Raw genomic sequence first — 26,297 nt, 5'->3', positions numbered from 1 at the left:
CCGCTCCCCCGGCCCGACGCCGCGCTCGCCGTGCGCGCCGCGGCCCGGCAGGAGGGGCTGCTGCCGCTCCACCTCAACGTGTACGCCACCACGGTCGCCGCGGAGCCGGCGGAGGTCGCCGGGCGGGAGCCGGATGCGCGGGTGGGCCACATCGGCGGCGCCGGGTGGGGGCCGGGAGCCCTCGGCCGTCAGGACAGGGCCGGCTCGCGCTGCTCGGCGCTGATCCGCATGGCGTGCCGGACCACGGTGATCAGCACGTCCCGGACGGACTCCTTGCTCCGCGCGTCGCAGAGCAGCACCGGCACCTCGTCGTCCAGGTCCAGCGCCTCGCGGACCGTCTCCGGCGGGTACTGCTCGGCGTCGTCGAAGCAGTTGACGGCGACGGTGAAGGGCAGCCCGCGGCGTTCGAAGTAGTCGACGGCGGCGAAGGAGTCGGCGAGCCGCCGGGTGTCGGCGAGCACCACCGCGCCGAGCGCGCCGAGCGCCAGCTCGTCCCAGAGGAACCAGAAACGGTCCTGCCCGGGCGTGCCGAAGAGGTAGAGGACCAGGGCGTCGTTGACGGTGATCCGGCCGAAGTCCATCGCGACGGTGGTGGTGGACTTGGACTCCACGCCGTCGAGGTCGTCGACCGGGCGGCCCGCCTCCGTGAGCCGTTCCTCGGTGCGCAGCGGTTTGATCTCGCTGACCGCACCGACCAGCGTCGTCTTGCCCACGCCGAATCCGCCCGCGACGAGGATCTTCAGGGTCGTCGGATCGACGGCTGACGACCGGCGGCGACGCTCAGAAAGCCCGAGGACCATGGGTTGCTTCTCCCGAATGTGCCGATGATTCCGCCCATACCCGCGGCGCTGTGCCGTGGGGGCCGACGAGCGGCCTGCGGATGCTGAGGAACGGTACAACGTACGCCCGGCCGCGCCCACTTGCGCGGCCGGAGCGTCCTGCCCGCGCGGGCAGGACGTCCGTAAGTGTCCCGAAAGGCGCGCGAGGCGCCGGCGGGCGGACGGCCGGAATCCGGCGGCCGCCGCCCACGAGGTCAGGAGTGGCGGCCCAGGTGCTCGACGAGGAGCGCGGTGACCCGGTCGGGCACCTCCTCGGGCAGCCAGTGGCTGACGCCGTCCAGCGCCTCGAAGCGGTAGGGGCCGTCCACCCACTCGGCGGTCAGCTCGGTGGCGGTGCGGCCGAGGGCGATGTCCTCGGTGCCCCAGACGTAGAGAGTGGGCACCGTGATGCGGTCGGCGGGCAGCGCGAAGGTTTCCGCCGGCGCGCGGTACCAGTTGAGCGAGGCGGTCAGCGCGCCCGGCTCGGAGAGCCGCCGGATGTTGGCATCGACGAGGGCCTCCGGCACATGGCCGCCGAACGCCTGGCGCATCAGCGCGGCACCGTCGGCCAGCAGGCTCTCCTCGGCGGTGCCGGGGGTGCGGAAGAGGCCCACGTACTCCGAACGGCGCTGCTGGTCGGCGTCCTCGGTCACCGCACGGCGCAGCGCGCCGGGGTGCGGTGTGGCCAGCGAGGTCACCGAGCGGAGCCGGTCGGGGTGGGTGCCGGCCAGCACCCAGGCGAGCAGCCCGCCCCAGTCGTGGCCGACGAGGTGGAAGCGGTCGGCGCCCTGCGAGTCGGCGAACGCCAGGGCGTCGGCGACGAGTTCCGTGACCGCGTAGGAGGCGACGCCGTCGGGGCGGGCCGCGGGGGCGTAGCCACGCTGGTCGACGGCGAGGGCGCGGTAGCCGGCGGCGGCGAGCCCGGGGAGCACCTCGGACCAGGAGTCGGCGAACTCGGGCCAGCCGTGCAGCAGCAGGACGAGCTCACCGTCGGCCGGACCGGCGGCGAGGGCGCCGTGGGTGTGCGGGCCGACCTGGATCTCCAGGCGTTCGAGGGGGTACGGCGACGTGTCCGCGGTCATGTCGGCTCTCTTCTCGTAGGACCCCGGCCGGGGTGGTGGTGCCTCAACAAGACCGTAACAACGGTCACTTGACGGGCGGACGCCGGGCCGCGGCCGGGCACGGGGCCCGGGCCGCGGCCGCTCACAGCGCACGCAGACCGTCGATCACCTCACGCAGCACCTGCTCGTCGGGCAGCTCGGCGGGCGGCACCGGGCGGGTGAGGTGGACCAGCCCGGCGTCGAGCAGATCGCCGATGAGCACCCGCACCACCCCGACCGGCAGATCGAGGTCGGCGGCGAGTTCGGCGACCGACTGCGGCGCCGCACGGCACCACTCGACGATGTCGAGCTGCTCCGGCGAGAGGGTGTGGTCACCGTCCGGCGCGTCGTACCGGCTCTCCGTGATCACCAGGGCGATCAGGTCGAGCCGGTCCTCGGCCCCCGTACGGGTACGTCCGCGTGTCATGGCGTACGGGCGGACGACGGGGCCCGCCTCGTCGTCGTACCAGCGCGCCGCTCCGCCGTGGCGGGCGGCCGGATCGGACTGTTCGGTCATGTCCGCACCGCTGGTCACCTGCCCGCGGGCGCACCACCGCGCGCCGCGGTCCCCAGGTGCGTCCCCACACGCTTGACGAGGAGCGTCATCTCGTAGGCGATCAGACCGACGTCGGACTCGGCGTCGGCGAGGACGGCGAGACAGCTGCCGTCGCCCGCCGCGCTGACGAAGAGGAACGCGTCGTCCAGCTCGACGAGGGTCTGGCGGACCCGGCCCGCGTCGAAGTGGCGGCCGACGCCCTTGGCCAGGCTGTGGAAGCCGGAGGCGACGGCGGCGAGGTGCTCGCCGTCCTCGCGGGTGAGGTCCTTGGAGGCGCCGGTGGCGAGACCGTCGCTGGAGAGGATGAGGGCCTTGCGGATGCTGCCGACCCGCTCGACGAGTTCGTCGAGAAGCCAGTTCAGCTCGCCGGAGCCCTGCGCGAAGGCCGATGCGGTGGTGGCTGCTGCCTGCGGTGCGGTCATGGACCGTCCCCTCCCGGAGTGGTTCTGGTTGCTGTCGTGCCCCCGTCGTCCCCGTCGCGGCGGGTGTCGTCCCGGGGCGCGGGGTCGTCGGGCGCGGGGTCCTCGCCCGTGTCGCGGCGGCCGCGCCGCCAGCCGCTCTGGAGGGCGGCCATCCGGCTGCGGACCTCCTCGGCGTCCCGGTCGTCGTCGGCCGCGCCGGGCCGCTCGTCGCCGGCCCGGCGGTCCGGGTCGTTCTTGAGCTGCGGGGCGAGGCTGGCCTGCCGCACCCGGCGGGGCAGCCCGCCCGCGGTGTTCCCGGGGGGCGCGGGGCGGTCCGCCGGGCCGTCGCCCCCGGATGCCGCCGGGGGGTTCCCGTCGGCCGGGCGGGGGTGACCGGAAGGTTCCTGGCCCGCGTCGCCGGGCCCGCCCGTGTGGGCACGCGCCTCGCCGTCGTCGACGGTGCGGCCGTGGTCCGAGACGAGCACCGGCGGACGCGGGCGGCGGCGCGGCAGCGGGGCCGGGCCGTCGTCGGGCGTGTGGTGTTCGGCGGGGGCCAGCCGGGGCCGCGGGAGAAGCGCGGGCGAGGGCGAGGGACCGGTGGGCGCGGCGGCGCGGCGGCTTCGGGTGCGGCCGCGGAAGACGCCGTCCTCCTCGTCGAACGGATGCGGGGCGTCGGCGGTCTCCTGGCGTGCCGGCTGCCCCGGTCCCACGGCGCGCGGGCCCTGGGCACGGGCCTCGGCCAGGGCGGCCGGTTCGCCGGTGACCGGCTCCAGCCGGGGCAGGTCCGGGCCGTCCAGGAAGACGCCGCCGGTGTCCTCGCCCTCCTCGGTCTCCGTCAGCAGCGCGCCGGGGAGGAGGACCACCGCGGTGGTGCCGCCGTACGGCGAGGGCTGGAGGGAGACGCGGACGCCCTGGCGCTGGGCGAGGCGGCTGACGACGAAGAGGCCCAGCCGGTCGGTGTCGGAGAGTTCGAACTCGGCGGTCTCGGCGAGCCGGAGGTTGGCCTCCAGCAGCTGGTCGGAGGGCATGCCCAGGCCGCGGTCGTGGATCTCCAGGGTGAAGCCGTTGGCAACCCGTTCACCGACGACCTGGACCGTGGTGTGCGGCGGGGAGAACACCGTGGCGTTCTCCAGGAGTTCGGCGATGAGGTGGGTGAGGTCGGAGACGGCGGGGCCCTCGACGGCGAGCCGGGGCAGCCGCCGGACCTCGATGCGTTCGTAGTCCTCGACCTCGGCGACGGCGGCGCGCACCACGTCCATCAGCCGGATCGGCTTGCGCCACTGCCGGGACGGGGCGGCGCCGGAGAGGATCACCAGGCCCTCGGCGTGGCGGCGCATGCGGGTGGTGAGGTGGTCGAGGCGGAAGAGGTCGGCGAGCTCGTCGGTGTCCTCGGTGCGGCGCTCCATGGTGTCCAGCAGGGTGAGCTGACGGTGGAGCAGCACCTGGCTGCGGCGGGCGAGGTTGACGAAGACCTCGGAGACGCCGCGGCGCATGTCGGCCTGTTTCACCGCGGCCTCGACGGCGGCGCGCTGGAGCGTGTGGAGGGCCTGGCCGACCTGGCCGGTCTCGTCCGGGCCGAACTCCCGGCGCGGCACCTCGGCCTCGATGTCGACCTGCTCGCCCGCGGCGAGCCGCCGCATCACGGCGGGCAGCCGGACGCCGGAGACCTCGTGGGCAGTCCTGCGCAGCGCGGTGAGGTCCTTGACGTGCCGGCGGCCGATGCGGACGGAGACGATCAGGGAGACCAGCAGGGCGACGAAGCCGAGGACACCGGCGGCGGCCGCCTTCGCGACGACGGCCAGGGCGACCGGCCGGACCCGCTCGCGGTAGTGCTCGCCGGACTCCTGGCCCATGCGCTGGAGGTCGTCGAGCACGGTGGAGGCGAGGATGTCCCACCGTTCGGCGTTGACGGCCTTGGGGGCGTCGTCGGCACCCGCGGCCACCACGGCGTCCTCCACCGCCTCCAGTTCGCGGGTCTTGACGGAGTGCCAGTAGTCCTCGTAGGCGGCGCGGTCACGGGCCGGCATCAGGGGCAGGCCGGTGCGCATCAGGACACGGCGTTCGGCGATCTCGTCGGAGACGGTCCGCAGGTCGATCTTGGTCATCCGGCCGGAGGCGAGCGCGGCGGAGAGCAGCGCGTCCTCGCGGGCGAAGGCCTCCCGGGCGCGGTCGAGGGAGACCAGCGCACGGCCCTGCTTCTCCAGGTCGACGTCGTCCAGCACGTGCAACGCGACGACCAGGTCGTACTGCGAGTCGATCATCCCGGCGTACGCCTCGAACGCCTCGTCGCGCGAGATGGTGTTGTCCTGGACCTGGCGGCGCAGGGAGGCGAGGGGGGCGAGCGCCTTGACCGCGTCGCCCAGGGCGGCGGCGGTGCCGTGGCCGAGGTCGTCGTGGACGGAGGGGAGCTCGGCCAAGGAGCGGAGCCGGGCGAGGGATTCATCGGTGGCCCGTGCCTGCTGCTGGAATTGGGGCAGCGCATCGGCGTCCCGCCGGTCGGCGAGGTACATCAGACTCTGCCGCCGCTCCCGCTGGAGATCCTCGACGAGGTTCCGGGAGGGGTGGCCGAGGTTCCGGATGACCCGGCCGACGGTGAGCAGCTGATCTGCCTCGCGACCGGTGACATACGTGGCGAACGCCCACATGGCTGTCAGGGAGACCAGCGGTACGAGCAGCAACGCCACGATCTTCCGGCGGATCGACTTCCCGCGAAAGCGCATGGCCTCCCCCAGTCAGCCCCGGTGGCCGGGGGTGGTGTTCCGTCAACAAACGGCGCGAGCCTACTACTGCCCGGCGGCCAACCCGAAGACCCGGCCGGACGTTGGAGGAAGCGCCGGTGGGGATCGCCCGGCCTTGTCCGGCGATTCCCGGACAAGGTGCCCGCGGGTCCGCGGGGCCTCGCCCGCTGCCTCCGGCCATCACTCCATGGGGTGGCCGGAATTGCCCCACCCCGGGTCACCCCCGCGTGGCGGCGTGGGTGACGATGGCGGCGGCGCCGGGCGTCCGGGCGGCATGCGGCCGCATCTCCGGCGGGCGCCCGCGCGCGCCGGGCAGAGTCCGGGCGGCGGTACGTACGGGGAGGGTGAGGCGTTGAGGGACACCGGCAGGCGCCCGTTGTGGCAGGAAGAGCCCGCGGCCCGGCGGCGGATGGCCGATCCGGTGCGTACGGCGGCGGTTCGGGCGGTGATCATCGTGGCGGTCACCCTGACCCAGGCGATGATCGCGTTCCTGGGGACGCTGGCCGGAACATGGCTGGCGTTCCCTGCGGTGATCAGCACGGTCGTCAGCACGGTGGTGGCGACGTGGGCGGTGCTCGACGTCTGGGTGACGCGGCAGGTGTGGGTGCAGCGGTACGGCGTGCAGTCGCAGCCGAGCAGTACGGCGCGGCAGTTGCGGCGCGAGCGGCGGCGGGCGCGGCGGGCGGAGCGGCGGACGCTGAAGGAGGAGCGGCGGGCCGGGGGCGCCGCCGTGTGACGGGCGCCACCGGACCGCCGCCGCGCCGGTTCAGGCGACGGCGTCCTCCCGCACCGCGGGGCGGACGTGCAGGACTCCGTCGATGACGGCGACCTCGTGGGTGCGTACCGGGCGGCGGGCCGGCAGGCAGGTCGGGGCGCCGGTGCGCAGGTCGAACAGGGCGGCGTGCAGCGGGCACTCGACGAAGCAGCCCTCGACGTATCCCTCGGAGAGCGAGGCGTCCTGGTGGCTGCAGAGGTCGTCGACGGCGTAGAAGCCGCCGTCCTCGGCGTGGAAGACGGCGATGGCGGGTGTGTGGTCGTCGACGGTGATCCGGACGGCTTCACCCTCGGGAAGATCGTCGATGCGGCAGACGGGAATCATCTGGCCCCCCTCGCGCTGATCGGTATCATGGCGTTGTGAATAACGCATCGCAGAGCGCGATGCGCAACAGAATCCAGGCCGTGGGGCGGGCCGTCAAGGGCCTTCGGGCCGTTTCTCCCGGCCCCGGCTCGCCAGGGATCCCCGGGCCCTCACGCGCCTCACGGGCTCCCTCCGACGCGCCCTTCAGGGGCCAACGGGCGGTGACAGGAAGTCCCATGTCGAACACGAGCGATACCGCAGCGGAGCGGCCCGACGAGCGGCGTGGCGGGGCGGGTTCCGTCCAGTCCGTGGAGCGCGCGGTGAGCGTGCTGGAGCTGCTCGCCCGCCTCGGCGAGGCGGGGGTGACCGAGCTGTCCGAGGAGTTGGGCGTCCACAAGTCCACCGCGTTCCGGATCCTGGGCGTGCTGGAGAACCGCGGGCTGGTCGAGCAGGAGAAGGAGCGCGGCAAGTACTTCCTCGGCGCGGGGGTGCTGCGGCTGGCGGGCGCCGCCGCGATCCGGCTGGACATCTCGCAGGAGGGCCAGCCGGTGTGCCGGGCGCTGGCGAACGGCACCGGGGAGACCGCCAACATCGCGGTGCTGGACGGCGATGCGGCGGTCAACATCATGCAGGCGCGGGGCGCCGCCGCGGTCACCGCCTACAACTGGCTGGGCCGCCGCACCCCGCTGCACGCCACCGCGAGCGGCAAGGTGCTGCTGGCGCATCTGCCGCGCGAGCGCCGGGAGCGGCTGGCCGGGCGGAAGCTGGCCCGGTTCACAGAGCACACGCTGACCTCCGCCGGCGATCTGCGCGCCCAGCTGACCGGCGCGTTCGAGAACGGGTTCGCCTGCTCCACCGAGGAGTTGGAGATCGGGCTGAACGCGGTGGCGGCGCCGGTGCGGGCGCACGACGGCGCGGTGATCGGCGCGATCGGCGTCTCCGGACCGGCGTACCGGATGAGCCGCGCCCTCCTGCCGGAGCTGGCACAGCGTGCGGTCGAGGCGGCGGCGGAGCTCTCCCGGCGGATGGGGCACGCGGGCTGACGGCCCGTGGGGTGGTCGTTACGGCGAGGCCGGGCGGGTGGCGTTCGCCCCGGGCGGGGTGCCGGGTGCGCGCCGGGTGCGCGCCGGGTGGCCGGTCCGGGCGGGGGCGGCACGGCCGGTCCGGGTGGGTGCCACGGAGCCGTACCGGGCGGTCGCCGCGGGACCGTTCCGGGTGGCGCAAGACGCCTCTTGACGGATCGGGAGCGGACTTCCAGCATGTCTCCTATCGCGCAACTCGACGCGCGATAGGCAACATCGGGGCGTGGCCGGCCGCCGTCCACCGCTCTCCCCCACCCCTGCGCAGCGCACCACCCTCCCCCCCACAGGCATCCGTGCCGACTCTCGCGTGCACCCGCCCCTGCCCGCACGGCAGGCGCTGTAGAGGAGTGAGCCATGCCGCACGAAGTCCGCGCCGCCGTCGCCGTCGCCCCGGGCGCGCCCGTCGAGGTGCTGCCGATCCTCGTGCCCGACCCCGGCCCCGGCGAGGTCCTGGTCTCCGTCCAGGCGTGCGGGGTCTGCCACACCGACCTGCACTACCGCGAGGGCGCGGTCGGCGACACCTTCCCCTGTCTGCTCGGCCACGAGGCGGCCGGAGTCGTGGAGGCGGCCGGACCGGGCGTCACCGACCTCGTCGCCGGTGACTTCGTCGTCCTCGCCTGGCGGGCGCCCTGCGGCCGCTGCCGCTCCTGCCGCCGCGGCCGCCCCTGGTACTGCTTCGACTCCCGCAACGCCGCCCAGCCGATGACGCTGCGCGACGGCACCCCGCTCGCGCCGGCCCTCGGCATCGGGGCGTTCGCCGAGAAGACGCTGGTCGCCGCCGGGCAGGCGGTGAAGGTCGATCCGGCGGCCCGGCCGGAGGCGGCGGGGCTGATCGGCTGCGGGGTGATGGCCGGGTACGGCGCCGCCGTGCACACCGGCGGCGTCGGCAGCGGCGACACCGTCGCGGTCATCGGCTGTGGCGGCGTCGGCAACGCCGCCATCGCCGGAGCCTCCCGGGCCGGCGCGCGCCGGGTCATCGCCGTCGACATCGACGACCGGAAGCTGGACGCCGCCGAACGCTTCGGCGCCACCGACACCGTCAACTCCCGCGGTACGGACCCCGTCGAGGCGGTACGCGCGCTCACCTCCGGGTTCGGCGCCGATGTCGTCATCGACGCGGTCGGCCGCCCGGAGACCTACCGGCAGGCGTTCTACATGCGCGACCTCGCCGGGACGCTGGTGCAGGTCGGGGTGCCGGATCCGGAGACGCGCATCGACCTGCCGCTGGCCGACCTCTTCGGACGCGGCGGTGCCCTCAAGGCGTCGTGGTACGGCGACTGTCTGCCCAGCCGCGACTTCCCGGTCCTGATCGACCTGCACCTCAGCGGCAAGCTCGACCTGGAACGCTTCGTCACCGAGACCATCGGTCTGGAGGACGTCGAGCCCGCCTTCGCGAAGATGCGCGGCGGCGAGGTGCTGCGGTCGGTGGTGGTGCTGTAAAGGGCGTACGCGGCCTGGCGGGGCGGGCGGCGCCGGTGCCTCCCGCCCCTCGGGCTCAGCCGCCCGGCGCCGGCTCCGGGCTCTCCTCCGGGCGCTTGTACATCCGGGTCGCCGTGATCTGGCCGTGGACCGCCTCGCCGGACGGGTCGGGCTGCGGCAGGCCGGGGCGCAGATGCTCCTCGACGCTGATGTACTTCAGGCCCGCCCGCAGGTCCGCGTCGTTGCGCAACCGGATGACCAGCGGGAACTCCGCCAGCGCGGTGGTGTCGAAGAGGCCGGTGGTGTAGAGCAGCTGGACGCCGAGCGCGTCCGCGACGGCCCGCTGCAGCTCCAGCAGGTAGGTGGCGTTGGCGCGGCCGATGGGGTTGTCGAGGAAGAGCGTGCCCGCGTGGGGCTGCTTGTCGCGACCGCGGTCGTTGCTGCGCAGCGCGGCCATCGTGCAGTACAGCGCGATGGCGGCGGTCAGCAGCTGACCGCCGGAGAAGACGTCGCCCATCTGACCGACCGGCACCCGCTCGGCGCGCAGCACCGCGTCCGGCTTGAGGATCTCCACGGCCACCCCGCGCGGCGCCAGCGCGGCGGCCACCCCGCGCAGCAGCAGGGACATGCCGTCACGCCGCAGATCGCTGTTCTTGCGGACGGCCGCGCGGGTCGCCTCGTCGATGACCTCGCCCAACCGCTCGGTGAGCGTGGCCTGGTCCGGGTCCTCGAAGCGGATGCGCAGGAACTCCTGGCCCGACCACTCCCCCAGCCCCTCCGGCAGGCGGGAGAGCCGCTGGGCGGAGCGGAGTGTGGTCAGCGAGGACTCCACCAGACCGCGCAGCCGGTCGACGATGGAGTCGCGGTTGCGCTCCAGCTGCTCCAGCTCGTCGGTGAGCACCCGCAGCCGGGGCGCGAACGCCTCCGCCCACTTCGCGGCGTGCTCCGGCAGCGCCGCCACCGGCAGCTCCCGGATCTGCTGCCGCGCCGGGGTGCGCACATGCTCGAAGCGGGTGGCGTTGGCGTGCCGGACGAGGACGTCGCTCGCCTCGCGGACGGCGGCGTCGGCGGCGGAGAGGTCCTGGGCGCAGCCGCGCAGCGAACGGCGGGACTCGGCCGCGGCGCGGCGGCCCTCCTCCAGCCGCCCGGGGTAGGGCTGGACGGGCTCGTCCGCGGTGTCGTCGGCGGGCTGGGCCTCGCGCAGCAGATCGCGCAGGAGCGCCGCGGTCTCCTCGAAGCCGCCGGCCGCCTCCTCGGCGGCGCGGTGGCCGCGCAGCAACTCGTCGTGGTGGGTACGGGCGGACTCCAGCGCCTCGGTGGCGGTGGCGAGTTCAGCGGCGGCGGTGCGCAGCAGCTCCTTGGCGCGCTCCGCGTCGGCGGGCACCTGCTCCTCGGGGAGGTCGGTGTGGGCCGTGCCCTCGGCGGGCGCCAGCCGCTCGGCCTCGCCGCGCAGCCGGCCCAGCTGCTCACTGGCGGCCGAGGCGCGGGTCTCCAACATCGTCACCAGCGACTCGGCGCGCCCGGCGGCGGCCTGCCGGGACGGGCCGTCGGCGGCGTCCGGGCTCTCCAGCAGCGCCTCGGCGCGGGTGCGGACCTTGTTGGTGAGGCGGTTCAGCTCGGCGAGCGCGGCGGATTCGTCGCCCTCGGCGCGGGCCTGTTCGGCGCGGAGGTCGGCCCCGACGCCGACCTTCTCGTACAGCTGCGAGGCGGAGCGGTAGGCCTCGCGCAACGCGGGCAGCGAGGTGGGGGCGCCCTCCGGGGCGGGGCCGAGGTCGTCGGGGACACCGGCGATCTCGGCGCGTTCGGCGCGCAGGGCGCGGGCGGTGCGGTGGGCGTCGTCGGCGGCGCGCTGAGCGGCCCGGCGGTCCTCGTCGGCGGCGCGGGCGCGGTCCACGCACTCCTCGGCGCGGGCCTCGAACTCGGTGGCCTCGTCGGCCAGTTCCCGCATCCGCGACTGCCATCCGGCGCGCTCGCGCAGCCGGTGCGCGAGGCCCGCCAGCAGGTCGGCGGAGCGGCGGGCGCGCTGGGCGGCCTCCTGCCGCTCGTCGCGGACGGCGGTGGCCTCGGCGGCCGTCTCGTCGGCCTCGGTACGGGCGGCGCGGGCCTCGGTCAGCTCGGCGGCCGCCTCGGTCGCCGCGGCACGGGTCCGCTCGGCGGCCTCGGCCAGCTCGGCGAGGTGACCGGCCGGGCATCCGGCGCGCCAGGAGGTGAGCCGGGCGGCGAGGGCGCGGTCGGCGGCGAGGCGGGCGGCGAGCGCGCGGATCTCGTCGTCCCGCTCGACGGCGCGGGCGCGCAGGGCCTGGCGCTCCTCGTCGGCGGCGGACTCGTCGTGCATCGCCGGGTTCGGCGGGACGAGGAAGACGCCGGAGTCCGCGGCGGCGGTCCCGGAGGCGGGCGCGAGGAGCGCCTCGGAGGTGCCGACGGCGACGGCGGAGCGGGGCAGCAGCGCGGCGGCGGCGAGGATCTCCCGGGCCCGGGCGTGGGTGTCCGGGTCGGTGATGATCACGCCGTCGACCAGCTCGGGCCGGGCGGCGAGCACCCGGGCGTGGTCGGCGGGGTCGACGGACTGGGCCAGATAGCGCCAGCCGGGCAGTGCGGGGACGCCGTGTTCGCCGAGGTACTCGACGGCGGCCAGGACGTCGGGGCCCGGGGGCAGCAGCCCGCCGTCGCCGAGGGCGCCGAGGATGCGGGCGTCGTCGGCGGCGGCGGTGCGCAGGTCGAAGAGGTGGCGCTCGGCGGAGGCGACGCCGCCCTCCAGCAGCTCGCGCAGGGCGTCGGCGTTGCGGTCCAGCTCCTCGGCGGTCAGCGGACCTGCCTGGCCGGATGCGGCGTCGGCCGGGGCGCCCGGGGCAGGGTCGGTCTGCGGCAGGCCGAGGAGGTCGGCGAGGCGCTGTTCGGCACCGAGGGCGGCGGCGGTGGCACGCTCGCCCTCCCAGGCGCGGGCGGCGGCGGTGGCGGCGTCCTCGGCGCGGGCGGCGGCCAACTCGGCGGTGGAGTGCCGGGTGGCGGCGCGGCGGGCGTGGTCGGTGGCGAGGCGGGCGGCCTCGCGGGCGGTGTCCCAGGCGGCGACGGCGTCCTTCTCGGCGTCGGCGGCGGCCAGGGCGGCGCGGGCCGGGTCGGCGTCCGGGGTGCTGTCATCGAGCCAGCCGGCACGGACCGCCTCGGCGGTCTCCTCGGCGACCTCGGCGAGCCGCTGCCCGAGGTGGTCGGCCTCGCTGCGGGCGCGCTGGGCGTGGGTGGCGGCGGTGGTGGCGTCGCGGTGGGCGCTCTCCCCGGCCTCCTGGAGGGCGGCGGAGCGCTCCTCCTCCTCGCCCGCGAGGCGTTCCCCGGCCTCGGCGGCGGTGTGCAGGGCGCGGACGAGGTCGGCGGCGGCGGTGGCGCGGGCGGCCAGCGCCGGGGCGGCGTCGCGTTCGGCCTCGCGGATGGCGGCGGCGACACGGGCCGAGCGGTCGGCGGCGGCGCGGTGGCGCAGCACCGTCTCGGCGGCCTGCCAGGCGCTGTACAGGGTGCGGGCGTCGTTCAGCTCGCGGCGCTGCGCGGCGGCGCCCTTCTCGGCGGCGGCGAGCGCCAGCGAGGCGTGGCGGTAGGCGAGTTCGGCGGAGACCAGGGCGCGGCGGTCGCGGGTGCGCTCGGCGTCGGTGACGCGGTGGGCCGCCGCGGCGACCTGTTCGGCCAGTTCGGCGGCGCGGCCGTGCTCCTCGGTGGAGCGGGCGTGCAGCTGCCGGGCGAGGGCGCGGGTGCGGCGTTCGGCGCCGGTGTGCACCTGGCGGGCCTGTTCGCGGCGGCCGGCGGCCTCGGCGATGGTGGTGAGCAGGTCGAGGGAGCCGGCGGTGAACTCCCGCTCGGCGGTCAGCTCGGCGCGGCGGCCGAGCTTGTGGGCGAAGCCGTGGACGAGGTCGGCGAGGCCGTCGGTGTCGCGGGTGTCGGTGACGGCGCGGAGCAGCAGGTCGGTGAAGTCGGAGTCGTTCTTCACCGCGAAGAGACCGGCGGCCTCGCCCTCGTCGGCGTTCATCTCGCGCTGGTAGCGGAAGAGTTCGGGGTCCAGGCCGAGGTCGCCGAGGTGTTCGTTCCAGCGTTCGTGGATCTCCTCCCAGACGACGTCGAGGTTGGGGTAGTTCTTGCCCGCCTCGGTCAGGACGTCGCGGAAGCCCTTCATGGTGCGGCGGCGGCCGCGGGCGCCCGAAGCGCCTTCGCCGTCCTCGCCGCGCGGCCGGACGACGGTGGCCTCGGCGACGGGCAGCGCGTCCAGGCTCATGCCGGGGCCGGGGCGGAAGCTGTACCACGCCTCGGCGAACTTCCGCGGGTCGTTGGAGACCTGGCGGCCGCGCCATTCGCTGACCTTGCCGACGACGACGGACTCGCCGGTGACGGTGTGCTGCCACTCCAGGGCGACATGGCCGCAGTCGTCGGCGAGCAGGAACTTGCGCAGCACGCCGGAGCTGGCGCCGCCGAGGGTGTTGCGGTGGCCGGGCAGCATGACCGAGAAGATCAGCTTGAGGAGGACGGACTTGCCGCCGCCGTTCTCCAGGAAGAGGACGCCCGCGGGGGCCGGGCGGCGCGGCGGGCCGGTCGGTTCGTCCTCGAAGAAGTCCGCCTGGGCCGGTGCGGGCTGCGGTACGGGGGCGCCGACGCCGCGCAGGTCCAGCACGGTGTCGGCGTAGCGTGCGCCGGCCGGTCCGATCGAGTAGAGGCGGACCCGGGACAGCTCGTACATGGCGGACTTTCGTTGTCGGGGTGGGCAGGAGGCAGCGGGTGGCGGGCGGTCAGGTGCTGTGGAACGGGAGTCCGGCGTCGGCCACCAGGTCGAGGGCGTCGGTGTCCTCGCCGGGCAGCAGGGAGGCGGTGCCGTCGGCGACGGGGACGACGCCCAGCTCCAGCAGTTCGCTCATCGCGGCGCCCCCGGCCAGGTCGCGGACCTGGAGTTGGTAGCGGGCGGTGGTGCGGTAGGTGCCTCCGGCGTCGTCGCCGGTGCGCTGGAGGAAGCCGGAGTCGACGAGGAAGGTGACGGCCTTGGCGATGATGCCGGTGGTGGAGCCGGCCAGCCGCCGGGCGTCCTTGGTGGCGCCGGTGGCGCTGCGGCGGGCGTAGACGCGCCAGGCGGCCTCCAGGCCGGGGGCGCCGGTGGCCGGGTCGGTGTTCTCGCCGCTCTCGGCGGCGCGCTCCTCCAGGCGGCGGCAGGCCTGGCGGACGAAGGCGTCGACGCCGTTGACGGTGAGGCGGCCGATGTAGCCGTCGTCGGCGAGGTCCTCGGGGCGCGGGAAGGCGAGGGCGGCGACGGCGAGGTGGGCCAGTCCGTGCAGGAAGCGGTCGGCGGAGTCGGCGGAGGCACGGCGGGCGTAGTCGCCCATGCGGACCGCGAAGACGGAGTCCTCGGCGGCGGTGACGGCCATGCCGGCGCGGGTGGAGACCTCCAGGACGACGAGGCCGAGCCCGGCGGCGACGGCGTCGGCGAGCCGGGCGAAGGCGGGGTCCTCGCGGTGGCGGCGCAGCAGCTCGGCGTATTCGGCGTCCCGGGCCGGGAGCAGCTTGGGCTGGAGGCCGAAGGCGACGAGCCGGGCCGCATCGGCGGCGTCGGCGGGGGTGACCGGCGCCGCGGCGGGCTCGGACCCGGTGGTGGCTGCCCGCCCGGGGGGCGCGGGCACCGGCTCCGGCTGCGGCACCTCGTCGGCGGCGTACTCGGTCACGGGCGGGGCTCCTTGCGGGGGACGGACGGGTGAGGCGGGGGTGCGGCGGGCGGGAGCCGGTGGCTCCGGGCGGGCCGGGGCATCAGGAACCCTCCGAGCGGTCGGCGGCCATGCCCGCGGCGTCCAGGAGGGCGGTGCCGACGATGAGGTCGGCGCCGCCGAACTCCGGATCGGTCAGCTCGGTGCCGTCGTCGACGGCGAAGAGCAGCTGGGCCTCGCCCTGGCGGTAGGCGGTACCGACCGGAGGGCTGGCGGCGTGCACGGAGAGGAGGGCGACGAGGTAGGCGAGGTCCGGGTCGCCGGTGCGGCGGGCGTCGGCGAGCAGTCCGGAGAGGCGGCGGGGCGCGTCGGACGGCAGGTCGAGCAGGGCCATGGCGGCGTCCAGCTGCGCCTCGCTGAAGCGGCTGTCGTCGGGGGTGGCGACGAGGTCGGGCTCGGGCATCTCGGCGCCGAGGTGCTCCCGCTCGGCGGGCGGGGTGAGCAGGGTGTCGACGAGGTCGGTGACGCGGACGGCGGCCGGGGTTCGCAGGCCGGTGCCGTGGGTGAAGAAGGCGTCGGTGACGCGGCGGGCCTGCTCGGTGGGGAGCGGCAGCAGCGGCGCGACGAGCTGACCGTAGAGGTCGAGCCCGGAGCGGGCGGTGGGGGCGGCGAACGCCTGGCGGTCCTGTTCGGCGCGGAAGAGCGGTCCGGCCTCCAGCAGACGGGACTGGAGCTGGGTGTGGCGCCGGATGCAGTCCTTGACGATGTCGACCAGCTCGGCGGCGCGGCGCTTGTGCTCGGGCTCCTCGGTCTCGTCGCGGGCCTTGCGGATGTTGGTGAGGATCGCGTTCTCGTGGCGGTAGCGGTCGGCGACGTGGTCGAGCGCTTCGGCGATCATGTCGGGGACGGTCCGGAGCCAGTCGACGGCGCGGACGTTGCGCCGGGTGGCGTCGAGGGTGCGGCGCAGCGTCTCGGCGTACTGGACGGTGCGGTAGCGGGCCTGTTCGGCGGCGAGCTGGGCGTCGGCGAGGCGGCCGCGGCTGATCAGCACCTCCAGCTTCACCTCGGCGGCGATCTGGGCGCTGGTGACGTCGGTGTCGAGGGCGCCGACGAGGACGTTGACCGCTTCGTCGGTGGTGCGCAGGAAGACCGCGCCGCCGGATCCGGGGACCTCTTCGACGAGCTTGAAGTCGTAGTCGCGGCGGACGTAGGTGCCGGAGGTGTCGAACGTGCCGTAGACGGCGCGGAATCCGCGGTCCACGCTGCCGACGTTGAGGAGGTTCTCCAGGACCCAGCGGGCGACGCGCTCGTGTTCGGCGGCGGGGCGGTCGGGGGCCTGGGCGGCGATGCGGGGCAGGACCCGGGCCACTATCTCCTCGTGGTCGGCGCCGGTGTCGAAGTCCATGTGGAGCGTGACCAGGTCGATGACGGCGAGCGCCACCTCCGCCATGGCGTACCCGCCGTACTCGCCCGCGAGGTTGGCCTTGCGCGCGTCGAGGTCGTGCAGCGGCGCGGTGCACGCGAGGGCGCGCAGGCGGCGGGCCAGGCCCTCGTCGGCGGCGGGGCCCGGCGCGGGCCGGTGGGTCCCGGCCGGCTGGGGCGCGGCGGCCCCCGGAGCTGGAAAAGTCACGTCGCACAGAGTAAGCGCTCGCACTGACAACGGACGAAACGGCGGTGCCCCGGCCGGCTCCGGGGGCACGTTCCGGCCGGTCAGCCAGTGTACGCGGGCCTTCCACGGCCGGTGACGGCCCGTACCCGGCCGGGCGTGCGGCCGCACCGCCGGGCCGCGTCCGGCGTCAGTGGGTGGCGCCGCCGGGCAGCCGCAGGTCCTCGCGGGTGGTGGCGGCGGTCGCGGCGATCTCGCACAGCGCCCGGGCGACCGTGTCCACCGGCAGCGACGGCTGGGCCCGGCCGGTGACCTGCTCGGGCGCGTAGGGGACGTGGACGAAGCCGCCGCGCAGGGCGGGCAGTTCGGTGGCGATGAGGTGGGCGAGGGCGTAGAAGACGTGGTTGCAGACGAAGGTCCCGGCGGTGTGCGAGACGGAGGCGGGCAGGCCCGCGGCGCGGACGGCAGCGACGCACGCCTTGACCGGCAGGGTGGAGAAGTAGGCGGCGGGGCCGCCCGCGACGACGGGTTCGTCGATCGGGGCGGCGCCCGCGTTGTCGGGGATGCGGGCGTCGTCGAGGTTGACGGCGACGCGTTCGACGGTGATGTCGGGGCGGCCGCCGGCCTGGCCGACGCAGATCACCACGTCGGGCCGGTGCCCGTCGACGGCGGCGCGCAGGGCGCGGGCCGCCTCGCCGAAGACGCAGGGCAGTTCGGCGGTGCGCAGGTCCAGCCCGGCGGGCGGCTGCGCGGCGGCGGCGCGGACCGCCAGCCAGGAGGGGTTGGTCTTCTCGCCGTCGAACGGTTCGAAGCCGGTCAGCAGTACCCGGGTCATGCTCTCTCCTCGGTGGTGGCGGCCGCCCGGCGCGGCGGGCGGCGCGGACGGCGGCGGCCCTGGGTCAGAAGGCGAAGAGCGCCATGATCACGATGTTGCAGCCGAGCAGGACACCCGCGGTGGGCAGCTGCGCCTTGATCGGCCCGTACTGGTCCTTCAGCTCCAGGAGGGCCGCCGGGACGATGTTGAAGTTGGCGGCCATCGGGGTCACCAGGGTGCCGCAGAATCCGGCGAGCATGCCGAGGGCGAGGACGGCGGGCGCGTTGCCGTGGAAGTGCTCGACGAGGACGGGCCAGCCGACGGCGGCGGTCATGACGGGGAACGCGGCGAAGGCGTTGCCCATGATCATGGTGAACAGGAACATCCCGAGGCAGTAGACGACGACGGCGATGTAGAGGGAGTTGCCGGGGAGCACCGCGGTGGTGATCTTCCCGACCTGGGTGCCGACGCCGGAGACCTGGAAGATGGCGCCGAGCGTGGCGAGCATCTGCGGCAGCAGCATCGCCCAGCCCATGGACTCCAGCATCGAGCGGCCGGAGGCGACGGGCACCGAGAGCCGCTTCTCGCGGAGCATCACCATGGCGACGACGAGGGCGACGACGGCGCCGATGCCCAGGCCGAGGATGGTCTCGCTGCCCTCCTGGAGGACCGGCTGTCCGCCGATCCGCAGCCGGGCGACGCCGACGGCGCACACCAGGGCGACGACGGGGATGGTGAGCGCCGGGACGAAGAGGCGGCTGCCGAAGCGGGCGGCGTGGGCGGTGCGTTCGGCGGGAGTGGTGGTGCGCGGGGTGCCGCGTCCGGTGAGCCCGCAGCCGGCCAGGAGCACCATGACCAGGACGGCGGCGCCCAGGGGTTCGGCGGGTGCCCGGCCGTTGACGACCCAGCTGCTGTAGATGAAGCCGACGCCGATCAGGCCCCAGAAGGCGGCGGTGCCCAGCCGTTTGGCGTTGCTGCGGTCGGTGAACATCTGCCCGGCCATCACCAGGAAGCTGAGGCCGACCAGCCAGTAGAACCACTCTGCCTTGATCATTCGGTGGCCTCCGCTGCGGTGGCGTTCCCGGCGTGGCCGGTGGGGTGGGTGGTCTCGGTGGGCCGGTCGCCGCCGGTGCCCACGGCGTTGGCGGCGCGCAGTTCGCGCTCCAGGTGGCGGTCGAGGCGGAGCATCCGCCAGCCGTGGACGACGAAGGCGCACACGGCGGTGGGGATGGCCCACAGCGCCAGGTGGAGCGGTTCGAGGTGGGTCCCGTACGTGGTGTTGACGAAGCCGGTGATCAGCAGGATCGAGCCGACGGCGAGGAAGACGTCCTCACCGAAGAACCGGCCGACGTTGTCCGCGGCGGCGGCACACGAGCGGATCCGTTCGCGGGCGGCGTCGGTGAGCGCCCCGTGGCGGCGCTCGGCGGCGCCCTCGGCCATCGGGGCGGCCAGCGGGCGGACGGTCTGGGCGTGGCCGAAGACGTCGGTGAGGCCCAGCGCGGCGCCGACCTGCCGCATGCCCAGGTAGAGGGCGAGGAACCGGCCGGTGGTGAGCTTGGCGAAGCGGGCGATCAGGTTGCGGGCCTGTTCCTGGAGGCCGTAGCGCTCCAGGAGACCGATGACCGGGAGGGTGATCGCGAAGATCGTCACCGACCGGCTGTCGGCGAAGCCCTTGCCGAAGGCGGCCAGCACCTCCTGGGGCGAGAGCCCGCCGAGGAGTCCGGCGACGATGCCCGCGGCGCCGACGACCAGCAGAGGGTGGCGTTTCGTGGCGAAGCCGATCACGACCACGAGCACGCCGAGAAGCACGATCATGGGCCCGCCTTCCGCGTACAGGACCCCACGTGACCGTGAGGATCGATGAATGGATTGCAGCGGAGGCTAGGCGATTGTTCAACGATCCGACAAGGGGTTCGGGGGCGGGAACTTTCCGGCGGCGCGCCGGCGGCCGGGCACCGGGACGCCGGCGGTCCCGCGCCCGGCCCGGCGCCGCCGCGCCCCTGCGCCCGGCCCGCTACCCCTCCGCGATCAACCGGGCGTACGCCCCGGAGAGCTGGGCGAGCGAGTCCTCCAGATACGAGCGGAGCAGCTGCTCGGCCGCGGCGGCGTCGCCGTCCTCCAGCGCCTCGACGATCTGCCGGTTGCGGGTGAGGTACGGCGCGTGGAAGCGGCGCGGATCGTCCATGACGTGGAAGACCAGGCGGAGTTCGGCGAGCACCGCGCGCATCAGCTCGTCGGTGCGCGGGCTGTCCGCCAGCGCCGCGACGCCCTGGTGGAAGCGGATGTTGGCGGTGGACAGCTCCTGCCAGGCACGCTCGCGCACCGCCGCCTCCCCGGAGCGCACCGCCGCCTCGATGGCGCCGATCGCCGCCCGCGTCCCCTCGTCGTACGGCCCCTGCCCCAGACCGCGGACGGCGGCGCACTCGACGAGCAGGCGGACGCGGTAGATGTCGGCCAGGTCCTCGACGGTCACCACGCGGACGAAGACGCCGCGGTTGAGGCGGTGGACCAGCAGCCGTTCGTGGGTGAGCAGCCGGAACGCCTCGCGCAGGGTGTTGCGGGAGACGCCGAGGGCGCCGCCGATGGACTCCTCGGAGAGCCGGACGCCGGGCGGGAAGTGGCCCTCGGTGATGCGGTCGCGGAGGATGTCCGCGACCCGCTCGGCGGTGCCGGCGCGGCCGAGCAGCGCCCGGTCGTCCGCCGGCCCCTCGACGTCGACCGGCTGCCGCCGCTCCGCCTTCGCCGCTCCGCCGGCCATCCGGCCCACCCCGCTTCCGCCGTGGCGCCGGTCCGTGCCGGGCGCCGCCTCGATCGTTCTCCCGCCGGAAGTCAATCCCAGATACCGGATCGGAACAACACACCTCTTGTCGGATCGTTCAACGATCGCTACCTTGGGCCCGACGCCGGTCGGCCCGTGCGCCCCACGGCCCCGGGCCCCACCGGCCCGCCCCGGGCGCCCGCTCCCCGCGGCCGCCGCGCCCCCTGCCACCGAGCCCTGGAGCGGACACCCATGAGCGACCTCGCCGTCCAACCGGCCGTCATCGACCTCAACGCCGACCTGGGCGAGGGCTTCGGACGCTGGCGGCTCACCGACGACGACGCCCTGCTGTCCGTCGTGACCAGCGCCAACGTCGCCTGCGGCTTCCACGCCGGGGACCCCGGCACGATGCGCCGGGTCTGCGAACGCGCCGCCGCCGGCGGTGTGGTCATCGGCGCCCAGGTCTCCTACCGCGACCTCGCCGGCTTCGGCCGCCGCGCCATGGACGTCCCCGCCGACGAGCTGGCCGACGAGATCGCGTACCAGATAGGCGCGTTGGAGGTCTTCGCCCGCGCCGCCGGGGCCCGCGTCGGCTACGTCAAACCGCACGGCGCGCTCTACAACCGCTGTGTCCACGACGCCGAACAGGCCGCCGGCGTCGTCGCCGGGATCCGCGCCGCGGGCGGATCGCTGCCGGTCCTGGGCCTGCCCGGCTCCCGGCTGCACGAGGCGGCGCGCGCGGCGGAACTCCCCGTCGTCGAGGAGGCGTTCGCCGACCGCGCCTACACCGCCGGGGGCACCCTCGTCCCGCGGCGCGAGCCGGGCGCGGTCGTCGAGGACCCCGAGGAGGTCGTCGGGCGGGCCCTGGGCATCGCCCGGGACGGCGCCGTCCGCTCCCACGACGGCACGCCGGTCACGGTCCGCGCCCGGTCGCTCTGTCTGCACGGCGACACCCCCGGCGCCGCCGCGCTCGCCCGCCGGGTGAAGGCCGAACTCGCCGCCGCCGGCGTGGTGGTGCGGAGCTTCGTATGAGAGCGCTGCCCGTCGGCGCGCACGGACTCCTCCTCGAACCGGACACCGCCGACGAGGTCGGCGCCCTCCACGCGGAGCTGCTGCGGCGCGCCGCGGCCGGAGTCCTGCCGCCCGTCACCGAGATCGTGCCCGCCGCCCGCACCGTCTTCCTCGACGGTCTCGACGACCCCCGCGGCTTCGCCGCCTCCCTCGCCACCTGGGACATCCCGCCGCTGACCGCCACCGACCGACCGGCCGTGGAACTGCCGGTGGTCTACGACGGCCCGGACCTGACCGACGTCGCCGCGCTGTGGGGCACCACCCCGGACGAGGTGGTGCGCCGGCACGCCGCCACCACCTTCCACGTGGCGTTCTGCGGGTTCGCCCCCGGCTTCGGCTATCTCACCGGGCTGCCCGAGGAGTGCCACGTCCCGCGCCGGGCCACCCCCCGCACCCGGGTCCCGGCCGGCGCGGTCGCGCTCGCCGGCCCGTACACCGGCGTCTATCCGCGCTCCTCCCCCGGCGGCTGGCAGCTGATCGGCCGGACCGACGCGGCGTTGTGGGACCCGGCACGGGAGAACGCCGCCCTGCTCACGCCCGGCACCCGGGTCCGGTTCGTTTCTGTGGACCGGACCCGCGACACGGAGAGGGTCCGATGACCGATCACGCCTGCCTCGTGGTGCGCGCCGGCGCCCTCACCACCGTCCAGGACCTCGGCCGCCCCGGCCACGCCCACCTGGGCGTACCGCTCTCCGGCGCCCTCGACGCCCCGGCGCACCGCCTCGCCAACCGCCTCGTCGGCAACGCGGAGTCGGCGGCCGGCCTGGAGACCACGCTCACCGGATGCGCCGTCCGGATGCGCCGCGCCACCACCGTCGCGGTGACCGGCGCGCCCTGCCCGGTGACGGTCGACGGCCGGCCCGCCGCCTGGGGCGCCCCGGTCCGCGTCCCGGCCGGCGCGGTCCTCGACGCCGGGCCCGCCACCCGGGGGCTGCGCTCGTACCTGGCGTTCGGCGGCGGCCTCGTCACCGAGCCGGTGCTCGGCAGCCGCGCCACCGATCTGCTCTCCGGGCTGGGCGGCGATCCGCTCACCGACGGCGCGGTGCTGCCACTGGGCGCCGAGCCCCCGGCCCCGGCGTCGGCGGACGCCGTACCGCACCCGGGCCCGCCCGCCGAGCTGCTGCTGCCCTACCGGCCCGGGCCCCGCGACGACTGGTTCACCGCGCACGGCCACCGCACCCTGGCCACCGGGCACTTCCGGGTCTCGGCGGCGAGCAACCGTATCGGGCTGCGCACCGAGGGCCCGCCCCTGGAGCGCGCGCGGGACGGTGAACTGCCCAGTGAGGGCATGCCGTTGGGCGCGCTCCAGGTGCCGCCGGACGGGCTGCCGGTCCTCTTCCTGCACGACCATCCGACGACCGGCGGCTACCCGGTGATCGGCGTGGTCCCCGCCCGCCATCTGGCCGCCGCCGCCCAGGCCGTACCGGGCACCCCGATCCGCTTCCGGCCGCTGCGCGGGGCGTGAAGTCGGGGCGTGAAGTCGGGGCGTGAGGGCAAGGCGCACGCCCCCGGCCACGCGCCCCTCACGCCTCGCCCGGCTCCCCGTACCCGCCCCCGCCGGGCGTCCGCACCACCAGCACGTCGTCCGGGCCCACCTCGGCGGTGTCGCGGCCGCGCAGCTGCTCGGTGGTGCCGTCGGCGCGCCGCAGGAGGTTCTCGCCGAGCGCGCCCGGGGCGCCGCCCGCCATGCCGTACGGCGGGACGCGGCGGTGGCCGGTGAGCAGGGCGACGGTCATCGGCTCCAGGAACCGCAGCCGCCGCTCGACGCCGTCGCCGCCGTGCTGGGCCCCGGCGCCGCCGCTGCCGGGCCGTACCGCGAAGGCGTCGACCCGCACCGGGTAGCGCCACTCCAGCACTTCGGGGTCGGTGAGCCGGGAGTTGGTCATATGGGTCTGGACGGCGTCGGTGCCGTCGAAGTCCGGGCCCGCGCCGGAGCCGGAGGCGACCGTCTCGTAGTACTGCACCCGGTCGTTGCCGAACGTCAGGTTGTTCATCGTGCCGGAGCCCTCGGCCTGGACGCCCAGTGCGGCGTAGAGGGCGCCGGTGACGGCCTGGCTGGTCTCGACGTTCCCGGCGACCGTCGCCGCCGGGTGGGACGGCGCCAGCATGCAGCCGTCCGGGACGCGCACCTCGACCGGCTTCAGACAGCCGCTGTTGAGCGGGATGTCGTCGGCGACCAGCGTGCGGAAGACGTAGAGCACCGCGGCCGTCACCACCGAGCGCGGGGCGTTGTCGTTGCCCGGCTGCTGCGGTGAGGTGCCGGCGAAGTCCAGTACCGCGGTGCGCGCGGCCCGGTCGACGGTCAGCGCCACCTTGATGTGTGCACCGCTGTCGGTGACGTAGTCGCAGCTGCCGTCGGAGAGCCCGGCGATGATCCGGCGGACCGACTCCTCGGCATTGTCCTGGACGTGCCCCATGTACGCGCGGACCACGTCGAGGCCGAACTGCGCGGTCATCCGGCGGAGCTCGGTGATGCCCTTCTCGTTGGCGGCGATCTGGGCGCGCAGATCGGCGAGGTTGGCGTCGGGCGCGCGCGAGGGGTACGGGCCGGAGGTCAGCAGCGCGCGGGTCTCCTCCTCGCGCAGCCGCCCGTCGCGGACCAGCAGCCAGTTGTCGAAGAGGACGCCCTCCTCGTCGACGGTCCGGCTGAACGCCGGCATCGAACCGGGCGTGATCCCGCCGATCTCCGCGTGGTGGCCGCGCGAGGCCACCAGGAAGCGCAGTTCGCGTCCGGCGTCGTCGAAGACCGGGGTGACGACGGTGACGTCCGGCAGATGGGTGCCGCCGTGGTACGGGTCGTTGACCGCGTAGACGTCGCCCGGCCGCATACCCGCGCCGCGCCGCCGCAGCACCTCCTTGATCGACTCGCCCATCGACCCCAGATGGACCGGGATGTGCGGGGCGTTGGCGATGAGGTTGCCGACCGCGTCGAAGAGCGCACAGGAGAAGTCGAGGCGTTCCTTGATGTTGACGGAGTGCGCGGTGTGCTCCAGCCGGACGCCCATCTGCTCGGCGATGGCCATGAAGAGGCTGTTGAACACCTCCAGCATCACCGGATCCGCCGCGGTCCCGACGGCCGCCCGCTCCGGACGGGGCTCCGCACGGTCCAGCACCAGATGCCCGGCGTCGCCGACCGTCGCCCGCCAGCCCGGGTCGACGACCGTCGTCGCGTCCTCCTCGGTGACCAGCGCGGGCCCGGTGACGGTGTCCCCGGGCCGCAGCCCGGTGCGCGCGAAGAGCGGGGTGTCCCGCCAGGCGCCACCCGCGTACATCCGGACGGTTGCGGCGGACCGCATGGCGCCTTCACGGGGACCGGGCCGCTCGGCGCCGGCGCCCGCGCCGCCCGCGGCGCCCGTCGCCTCGACCGTCACCGCCTCGGCGACCAGCGGTTTGTCCATGGTGAAGGCGTAGCGGGCGCGGTGCAGCCGGGTGAAGGCGGCGGCCATCTCGTCCGCGCCGGCGAGCGGGACACCGAGTGTGGTGTCGGTCCCGGCGTAGCGGATCAGCACCCGGGCGCGGGTGGTGACGCTCGCGGCGGGCACGCCCTCGTCCACGAGTGCGCGGCGGGCGTGCCCGGCCAGTTCGTCACAGACGGCCCGGACCCGGTCCGCGGCCGCCTCGCCGGTCAGCTCCGTCTCGACGGCACGCTCGCGCATCGCGGTGGCGTCCGCGACGCCGATGCCGTACGCGGAGAGCACCCCGGCGAGCGGCGGGATCAGCACCGTGTCGATGCCGAGGGCGTCGGCGACGGCGCAGGCGTGCTGGCCACCGGCGCCGCCGAAGCTGGTCAGCGCGTAGCGGGTGAGGTCGTGGCCGCGCTGGACGGAGATCTTCTTGACCGCGTTGGCCATGTTGAGGACGGCGATGTCGAGGAACCCGGCGGCCACCTCCTCCGGCCCGCGGGCGTCGCCGGTCTCCCGGGCGGCCCGCGCGGCCAGTTCGGCGAAGCGGGTGCGGACCACCTCCGCGTCGAGCGGCCGGTCGCCGTCCGGGCCGAAGACCGCCGGGAAGTGGCCGGGCTGGATCCGGCCGAGCATGACGTTGGCGTCGGTGACGGTGAGCGGGCCGCCGCGGCGGTAGCAGGCGGGCCCGGGGTCGGCGCCCGCGGAGTCGGGGCCGACGCGGTAGCGGCGCCCGTCGAAGTGGAGGACGGAGCCGCCGCCGGCGGCCACGGTGTGGATGTTCATCATCGGCGCGCGCATCCGCACCCCGGCCACCTCACTGCCGAGCACCCGCTCGAACTCGCCCGCGTAGTGCGCGACATCGGTGGAGGTGCCGCCCATGTCGAACCCGATGACGCGGTCGTACCCGGGCCCCGCCTCGGCTGCGGAGCGGACCATGCCGACGACACCGCCGGCCGGACCGGACAGCACCGCGTCCTTGCCCCGGAAGTGCGTGGCCCGCCGCAGCCCGCCGTTGGACTGCAGGAACATCAACCGGATGCCGGGGAGTTGGGCGGCCACCTCGTCGACGTAGCGGCGCAGCACCGGCGAGAGGTACGCGTCGACGACGGTGGTGTCGCCGCGCGGCACCAGCTTCATCAGCGGGCTGACCTCGTGTCCGCAGCTGACCTGCGGGAATCCCGCTTCGACGGCGAGGGCGGCGACGGCCTTCTCGTGGGCGGGGTGACGGTAGCCGTGCAGCAGGACCACGGCGGCGGCGCGCAGCCCGTCGGCGCGGGCCCGCGCCAGCTCGCCGCGGAGCGCCGCGGTCTCCAGCGGCCGCACCACCTCGCCGTGCGCGTCCAGCCGCTCGGGCACCTCGATCACCCGGTCGTACAGCGGCTGGGGCAGCACGATGTGCCGGTCGAAGATGCGGGGGCGGTTCTGGTACGCGATGCGCAGCGCGTCGCGGAAGCCCTCGGTGACGAGGAGGACGGTCGGCTCGCCGGTGCGCTCCAGCAGGGCGTTGGTGGCGACGGTGGTGCCCATCTTGACGACGGCGACCCGCTCGGCGGGCACCGGCTCCCCCGGCGCGAGCCCCAGCATCCGCCGGATCCCCTCGACGGCCGCATCGCGGTAGCGCTCGGGGTGGTGCGAGAGCAGCTTCGCGGTGACCAGCCGGCCGTCCGGCCGCCGGCCGATGACGTCCGTGAAGGTGCCCCCGCGGTCGATCCAGAACTCCCAGCGTCCGGTCATCCGGCCATTGTGGCAGCGGAGGCGGGCCACGCCAGGGGGCGTCGGGGGCGTGGCG

20 protein-coding genes are annotated in these 26,297 nt (G+C 75.4%); 6 read left to right on the top strand and 14 right to left on the bottom strand.

Going from position 1 to position 26,297, the window contains the following annotated elements:
- Nucleotides 1–188: 188 nt before the first annotated feature.
- The 5 genes from ACF1BH_RS30065 to ACF1BH_RS30045 form a co-directional block, all read right to left on the bottom strand.
- Nucleotides 189–800, bottom strand: a complete 612-nt coding sequence (locus ACF1BH_RS30065; protein ID WP_391647571.1) for an ATP/GTP-binding protein — start codon at nt 798–800, stop codon at nt 189–191.
- A gap of 233 nt (nt 801–1,033) precedes the next feature.
- Nucleotides 1,034–1,900 (bottom strand): alpha/beta fold hydrolase, encoded by an 867-nt coding sequence (locus ACF1BH_RS30060; protein ID WP_391647570.1) that lies wholly within the window; start codon nt 1,898–1,900, stop codon nt 1,034–1,036.
- A gap of 121 nt (nt 1,901–2,021) precedes the next feature.
- Nucleotides 2,022–2,435, bottom strand: a complete 414-nt coding sequence (locus ACF1BH_RS30055) for a DUF742 domain-containing protein (protein ID WP_391647569.1) — start codon at nt 2,433–2,435, stop codon at nt 2,022–2,024.
- A gap of 14 nt (nt 2,436–2,449) precedes the next feature.
- Nucleotides 2,450–2,896 (bottom strand): roadblock/LC7 domain-containing protein, encoded by a 447-nt coding sequence (locus tag ACF1BH_RS30050; RefSeq protein WP_030279183.1) that lies wholly within the window; start codon nt 2,894–2,896, stop codon nt 2,450–2,452.
- Nucleotides 2,893–5,595 carry a nitrate- and nitrite sensing domain-containing protein gene (locus ACF1BH_RS30045; protein ID WP_391647567.1) on the bottom strand — a complete coding sequence of 901 codons (2,703 nt, stop codon included), beginning with the start codon at nt 5,593–5,595 and terminating at the stop codon, nt 2,893–2,895. The genes ACF1BH_RS30050 and ACF1BH_RS30045 overlap by 4 nt, the downstream gene beginning before the upstream one ends.
- A 370-nt stretch (nt 5,596–5,965) precedes the next feature.
- Here ACF1BH_RS30045 and ACF1BH_RS30040 point away from each other — a divergent pair, with 370 nt between their 5' ends.
- On the top strand, nt 5,966–6,349 hold the full coding sequence (locus ACF1BH_RS30040; protein WP_391647566.1) for a hypothetical protein: 384 nt from the start codon (nt 5,966–5,968) through the stop codon (nt 6,347–6,349).
- Between the two features lie 30 nt (nt 6,350–6,379).
- Here the strand turns inward: ACF1BH_RS30040 and ACF1BH_RS30035 are convergent, their stop codons facing one another.
- Entirely contained in the window at nt 6,380–6,712 is a 333-nt protein-coding gene (locus ACF1BH_RS30035; protein WP_391647565.1) for a bifunctional 3-phenylpropionate/cinnamic acid dioxygenase ferredoxin subunit, read from the bottom strand.
- 215 nt (nt 6,713–6,927) lie between these two features.
- On the opposite strand from ACF1BH_RS30035, the gene ACF1BH_RS30030 reads away from it, so the two are divergent.
- Nucleotides 6,928–7,734, top strand: coding sequence for an IclR family transcriptional regulator (locus ACF1BH_RS30030; protein WP_391647564.1), 807 nt, complete (start codon nt 6,928–6,930; stop codon nt 7,732–7,734).
- Nucleotides 7,735–8,127: 393 nt separating this feature from the next.
- Nucleotides 8,128–9,213, top strand: a complete 1,086-nt coding sequence (locus ACF1BH_RS30025) for an S-(hydroxymethyl)mycothiol dehydrogenase (protein WP_391647563.1) — start codon at nt 8,128–8,130, stop codon at nt 9,211–9,213.
- 55 nt (nt 9,214–9,268) lie between these two features.
- Here the strand turns inward: ACF1BH_RS30025 and ACF1BH_RS30020 are convergent, their stop codons facing one another.
- The 7 genes from ACF1BH_RS30020 to ACF1BH_RS29990 form a co-directional block, all read right to left on the bottom strand.
- Nucleotides 9,269–13,906, bottom strand: coding sequence for a hypothetical protein (locus ACF1BH_RS30020; protein WP_391647562.1), 4,638 nt, complete (start codon nt 13,904–13,906; stop codon nt 9,269–9,271).
- Between the two features lie 49 nt (nt 13,907–13,955).
- The gene (locus tag ACF1BH_RS30015; RefSeq protein WP_391647578.1) at nt 13,956–14,852 is read right to left on the bottom strand and encodes a hypothetical protein; all 897 of its coding nucleotides are present in this window, start codon (nt 14,850–14,852) and stop codon (nt 13,956–13,958) included.
- A gap of 106 nt (nt 14,853–14,958) precedes the next feature.
- A complete protein-coding gene (locus ACF1BH_RS30010; RefSeq protein WP_391647561.1) occupies nt 14,959–16,485 on the bottom strand; it encodes a hypothetical protein in 1,527 nt (508 codons plus the stop codon).
- Between the two features lie 166 nt (nt 16,486–16,651).
- The gene (gene pcp / locus ACF1BH_RS30005; RefSeq protein WP_391647560.1) at nt 16,652–17,296 is read right to left on the bottom strand and encodes a pyroglutamyl-peptidase I; all 645 of its coding nucleotides are present in this window, start codon (nt 17,294–17,296) and stop codon (nt 16,652–16,654) included.
- A 64-nt stretch (nt 17,297–17,360) separates the two neighbouring features.
- The gene (locus ACF1BH_RS30000) at nt 17,361–18,329 is read right to left on the bottom strand and encodes a DUF979 domain-containing protein (RefSeq protein ID WP_391647559.1); all 969 of its coding nucleotides are present in this window, start codon (nt 18,327–18,329) and stop codon (nt 17,361–17,363) included.
- Nucleotides 18,326–19,090: a DUF969 domain-containing protein gene (locus ACF1BH_RS29995; protein ID WP_391647557.1), complete on the bottom strand. Its 765-nt coding sequence runs from the start codon at nt 19,088–19,090 to the stop codon at nt 18,326–18,328. Before ACF1BH_RS29995 ends, ACF1BH_RS30000 begins: the two co-directional genes overlap by 4 nt.
- A 199-nt stretch (nt 19,091–19,289) precedes the next feature.
- Nucleotides 19,290–20,033, bottom strand: a complete 744-nt coding sequence (locus tag ACF1BH_RS29990; protein ID WP_391647556.1) for a GntR family transcriptional regulator — start codon at nt 20,031–20,033, stop codon at nt 19,290–19,292.
- A gap of 252 nt (nt 20,034–20,285) precedes the next feature.
- On the opposite strand from ACF1BH_RS29990, the gene ACF1BH_RS29985 reads away from it, so the two are divergent.
- From ACF1BH_RS29985 to ACF1BH_RS29975, 3 genes are read left to right on the top strand one after another with little or no spacing between them, the layout of a single operon-like run.
- Entirely contained in the window at nt 20,286–21,065 is a 780-nt protein-coding gene (locus ACF1BH_RS29985; RefSeq protein ID WP_391647555.1) for a LamB/YcsF family protein, read from the top strand.
- Nucleotides 21,062–21,703 carry a 5-oxoprolinase subunit PxpB gene (pxpB, locus tag ACF1BH_RS29980; RefSeq protein ID WP_391647554.1) on the top strand — a complete coding sequence of 214 codons (642 nt, stop codon included), beginning with the start codon at nt 21,062–21,064 and terminating at the stop codon, nt 21,701–21,703. The genes ACF1BH_RS29985 and pxpB overlap by 4 nt, the downstream gene beginning before the upstream one ends.
- Nucleotides 21,700–22,569, top strand: a complete 870-nt coding sequence (locus ACF1BH_RS29975) for a biotin-dependent carboxyltransferase family protein (protein WP_391647553.1) — start codon at nt 21,700–21,702, stop codon at nt 22,567–22,569. The genes pxpB and ACF1BH_RS29975 overlap by 4 nt, the downstream gene beginning before the upstream one ends.
- Nucleotides 22,570–22,627: 58 nt before the next feature.
- Here ACF1BH_RS29975 and ACF1BH_RS29970 read toward each other — a convergent pair whose 3' ends face one another.
- Nucleotides 22,628–26,242, bottom strand: a complete 3,615-nt coding sequence (locus ACF1BH_RS29970; RefSeq protein ID WP_391647551.1) for a hydantoinase B/oxoprolinase family protein — start codon at nt 26,240–26,242, stop codon at nt 22,628–22,630.
- Between the last annotated feature and the right edge of the window lie 55 nt (nt 26,243–26,297).

The organism is Streptomyces sp. NPDC014733, assembly GCF_043083385.1.
In the GTDB taxonomy this organism is placed as follows: domain Bacteria; phylum Actinomycetota; class Actinomycetes; order Streptomycetales; family Streptomycetaceae; genus Streptomyces.
This window is presented reverse-complemented; position numbering and strand designations above follow the sequence as displayed.

Excerpts from the sequence above, each read along its gene's own strand:
- ACF1BH_RS30065 (WP_391647571.1), bottom strand. The coding sequence starts at position 800 with ATGGTCCTCGGGCTTTCTGAGCGTCGCCGCCGGTCGTCAGCCGTCGAT.
- ACF1BH_RS30060 (WP_391647570.1), bottom strand. The coding sequence starts at position 1,900 with ATGACCGCGGACACGTCGCCGTACCCCCTCGAACGCCTGGAGATCCAG.
- ACF1BH_RS30055 (WP_391647569.1), bottom strand. The coding sequence starts at position 2,435 with ATGACCGAACAGTCCGATCCGGCCGCCCGCCACGGCGGAGCGGCGCGC.
- ACF1BH_RS30050 (WP_030279183.1), bottom strand. The coding sequence starts at position 2,896 with ATGACCGCACCGCAGGCAGCAGCCACCACCGCATCGGCCTTCGCGCAG.
- ACF1BH_RS30045 (WP_391647567.1), bottom strand. The coding sequence starts at position 5,595 with ATGCGCTTTCGCGGGAAGTCGATCCGCCGGAAGATCGTGGCGTTGCTG.
- ACF1BH_RS30035 (WP_391647565.1), bottom strand. The coding sequence starts at position 6,712 with ATGATTCCCGTCTGCCGCATCGACGATCTTCCCGAGGGTGAAGCCGTC.
- ACF1BH_RS30030 (WP_391647564.1), top strand. The coding sequence starts at position 6,928 with ATGTCGAACACGAGCGATACCGCAGCGGAGCGGCCCGACGAGCGGCGT.
- ACF1BH_RS30025 (WP_391647563.1), top strand. The coding sequence starts at position 8,128 with ATGCCGCACGAAGTCCGCGCCGCCGTCGCCGTCGCCCCGGGCGCGCCC.
- ACF1BH_RS30020 (WP_391647562.1), bottom strand. The coding sequence starts at position 13,906 with ATGTACGAGCTGTCCCGGGTCCGCCTCTACTCGATCGGACCGGCCGGC.
- pcp (WP_391647560.1), bottom strand. The coding sequence starts at position 17,296 with ATGACCCGGGTACTGCTGACCGGCTTCGAACCGTTCGACGGCGAGAAG.
- ACF1BH_RS30000 (WP_391647559.1), bottom strand. The coding sequence starts at position 18,329 with ATGATCAAGGCAGAGTGGTTCTACTGGCTGGTCGGCCTCAGCTTCCTG.
- ACF1BH_RS29995 (WP_391647557.1), bottom strand. The coding sequence starts at position 19,090 with ATGATCGTGCTTCTCGGCGTGCTCGTGGTCGTGATCGGCTTCGCCACG.
- ACF1BH_RS29990 (WP_391647556.1), bottom strand. The coding sequence starts at position 20,033 with ATGGCCGGCGGAGCGGCGAAGGCGGAGCGGCGGCAGCCGGTCGACGTC.
- ACF1BH_RS29985 (WP_391647555.1), top strand. The coding sequence starts at position 20,286 with ATGAGCGACCTCGCCGTCCAACCGGCCGTCATCGACCTCAACGCCGAC.
- pxpB (WP_391647554.1), top strand. The coding sequence starts at position 21,062 with ATGAGAGCGCTGCCCGTCGGCGCGCACGGACTCCTCCTCGAACCGGAC.
- ACF1BH_RS29975 (WP_391647553.1), top strand. The coding sequence starts at position 21,700 with ATGACCGATCACGCCTGCCTCGTGGTGCGCGCCGGCGCCCTCACCACC.
- ACF1BH_RS29970 (WP_391647551.1), bottom strand. The coding sequence starts at position 26,242 with ATGACCGGACGCTGGGAGTTCTGGATCGACCGCGGGGGCACCTTCACG.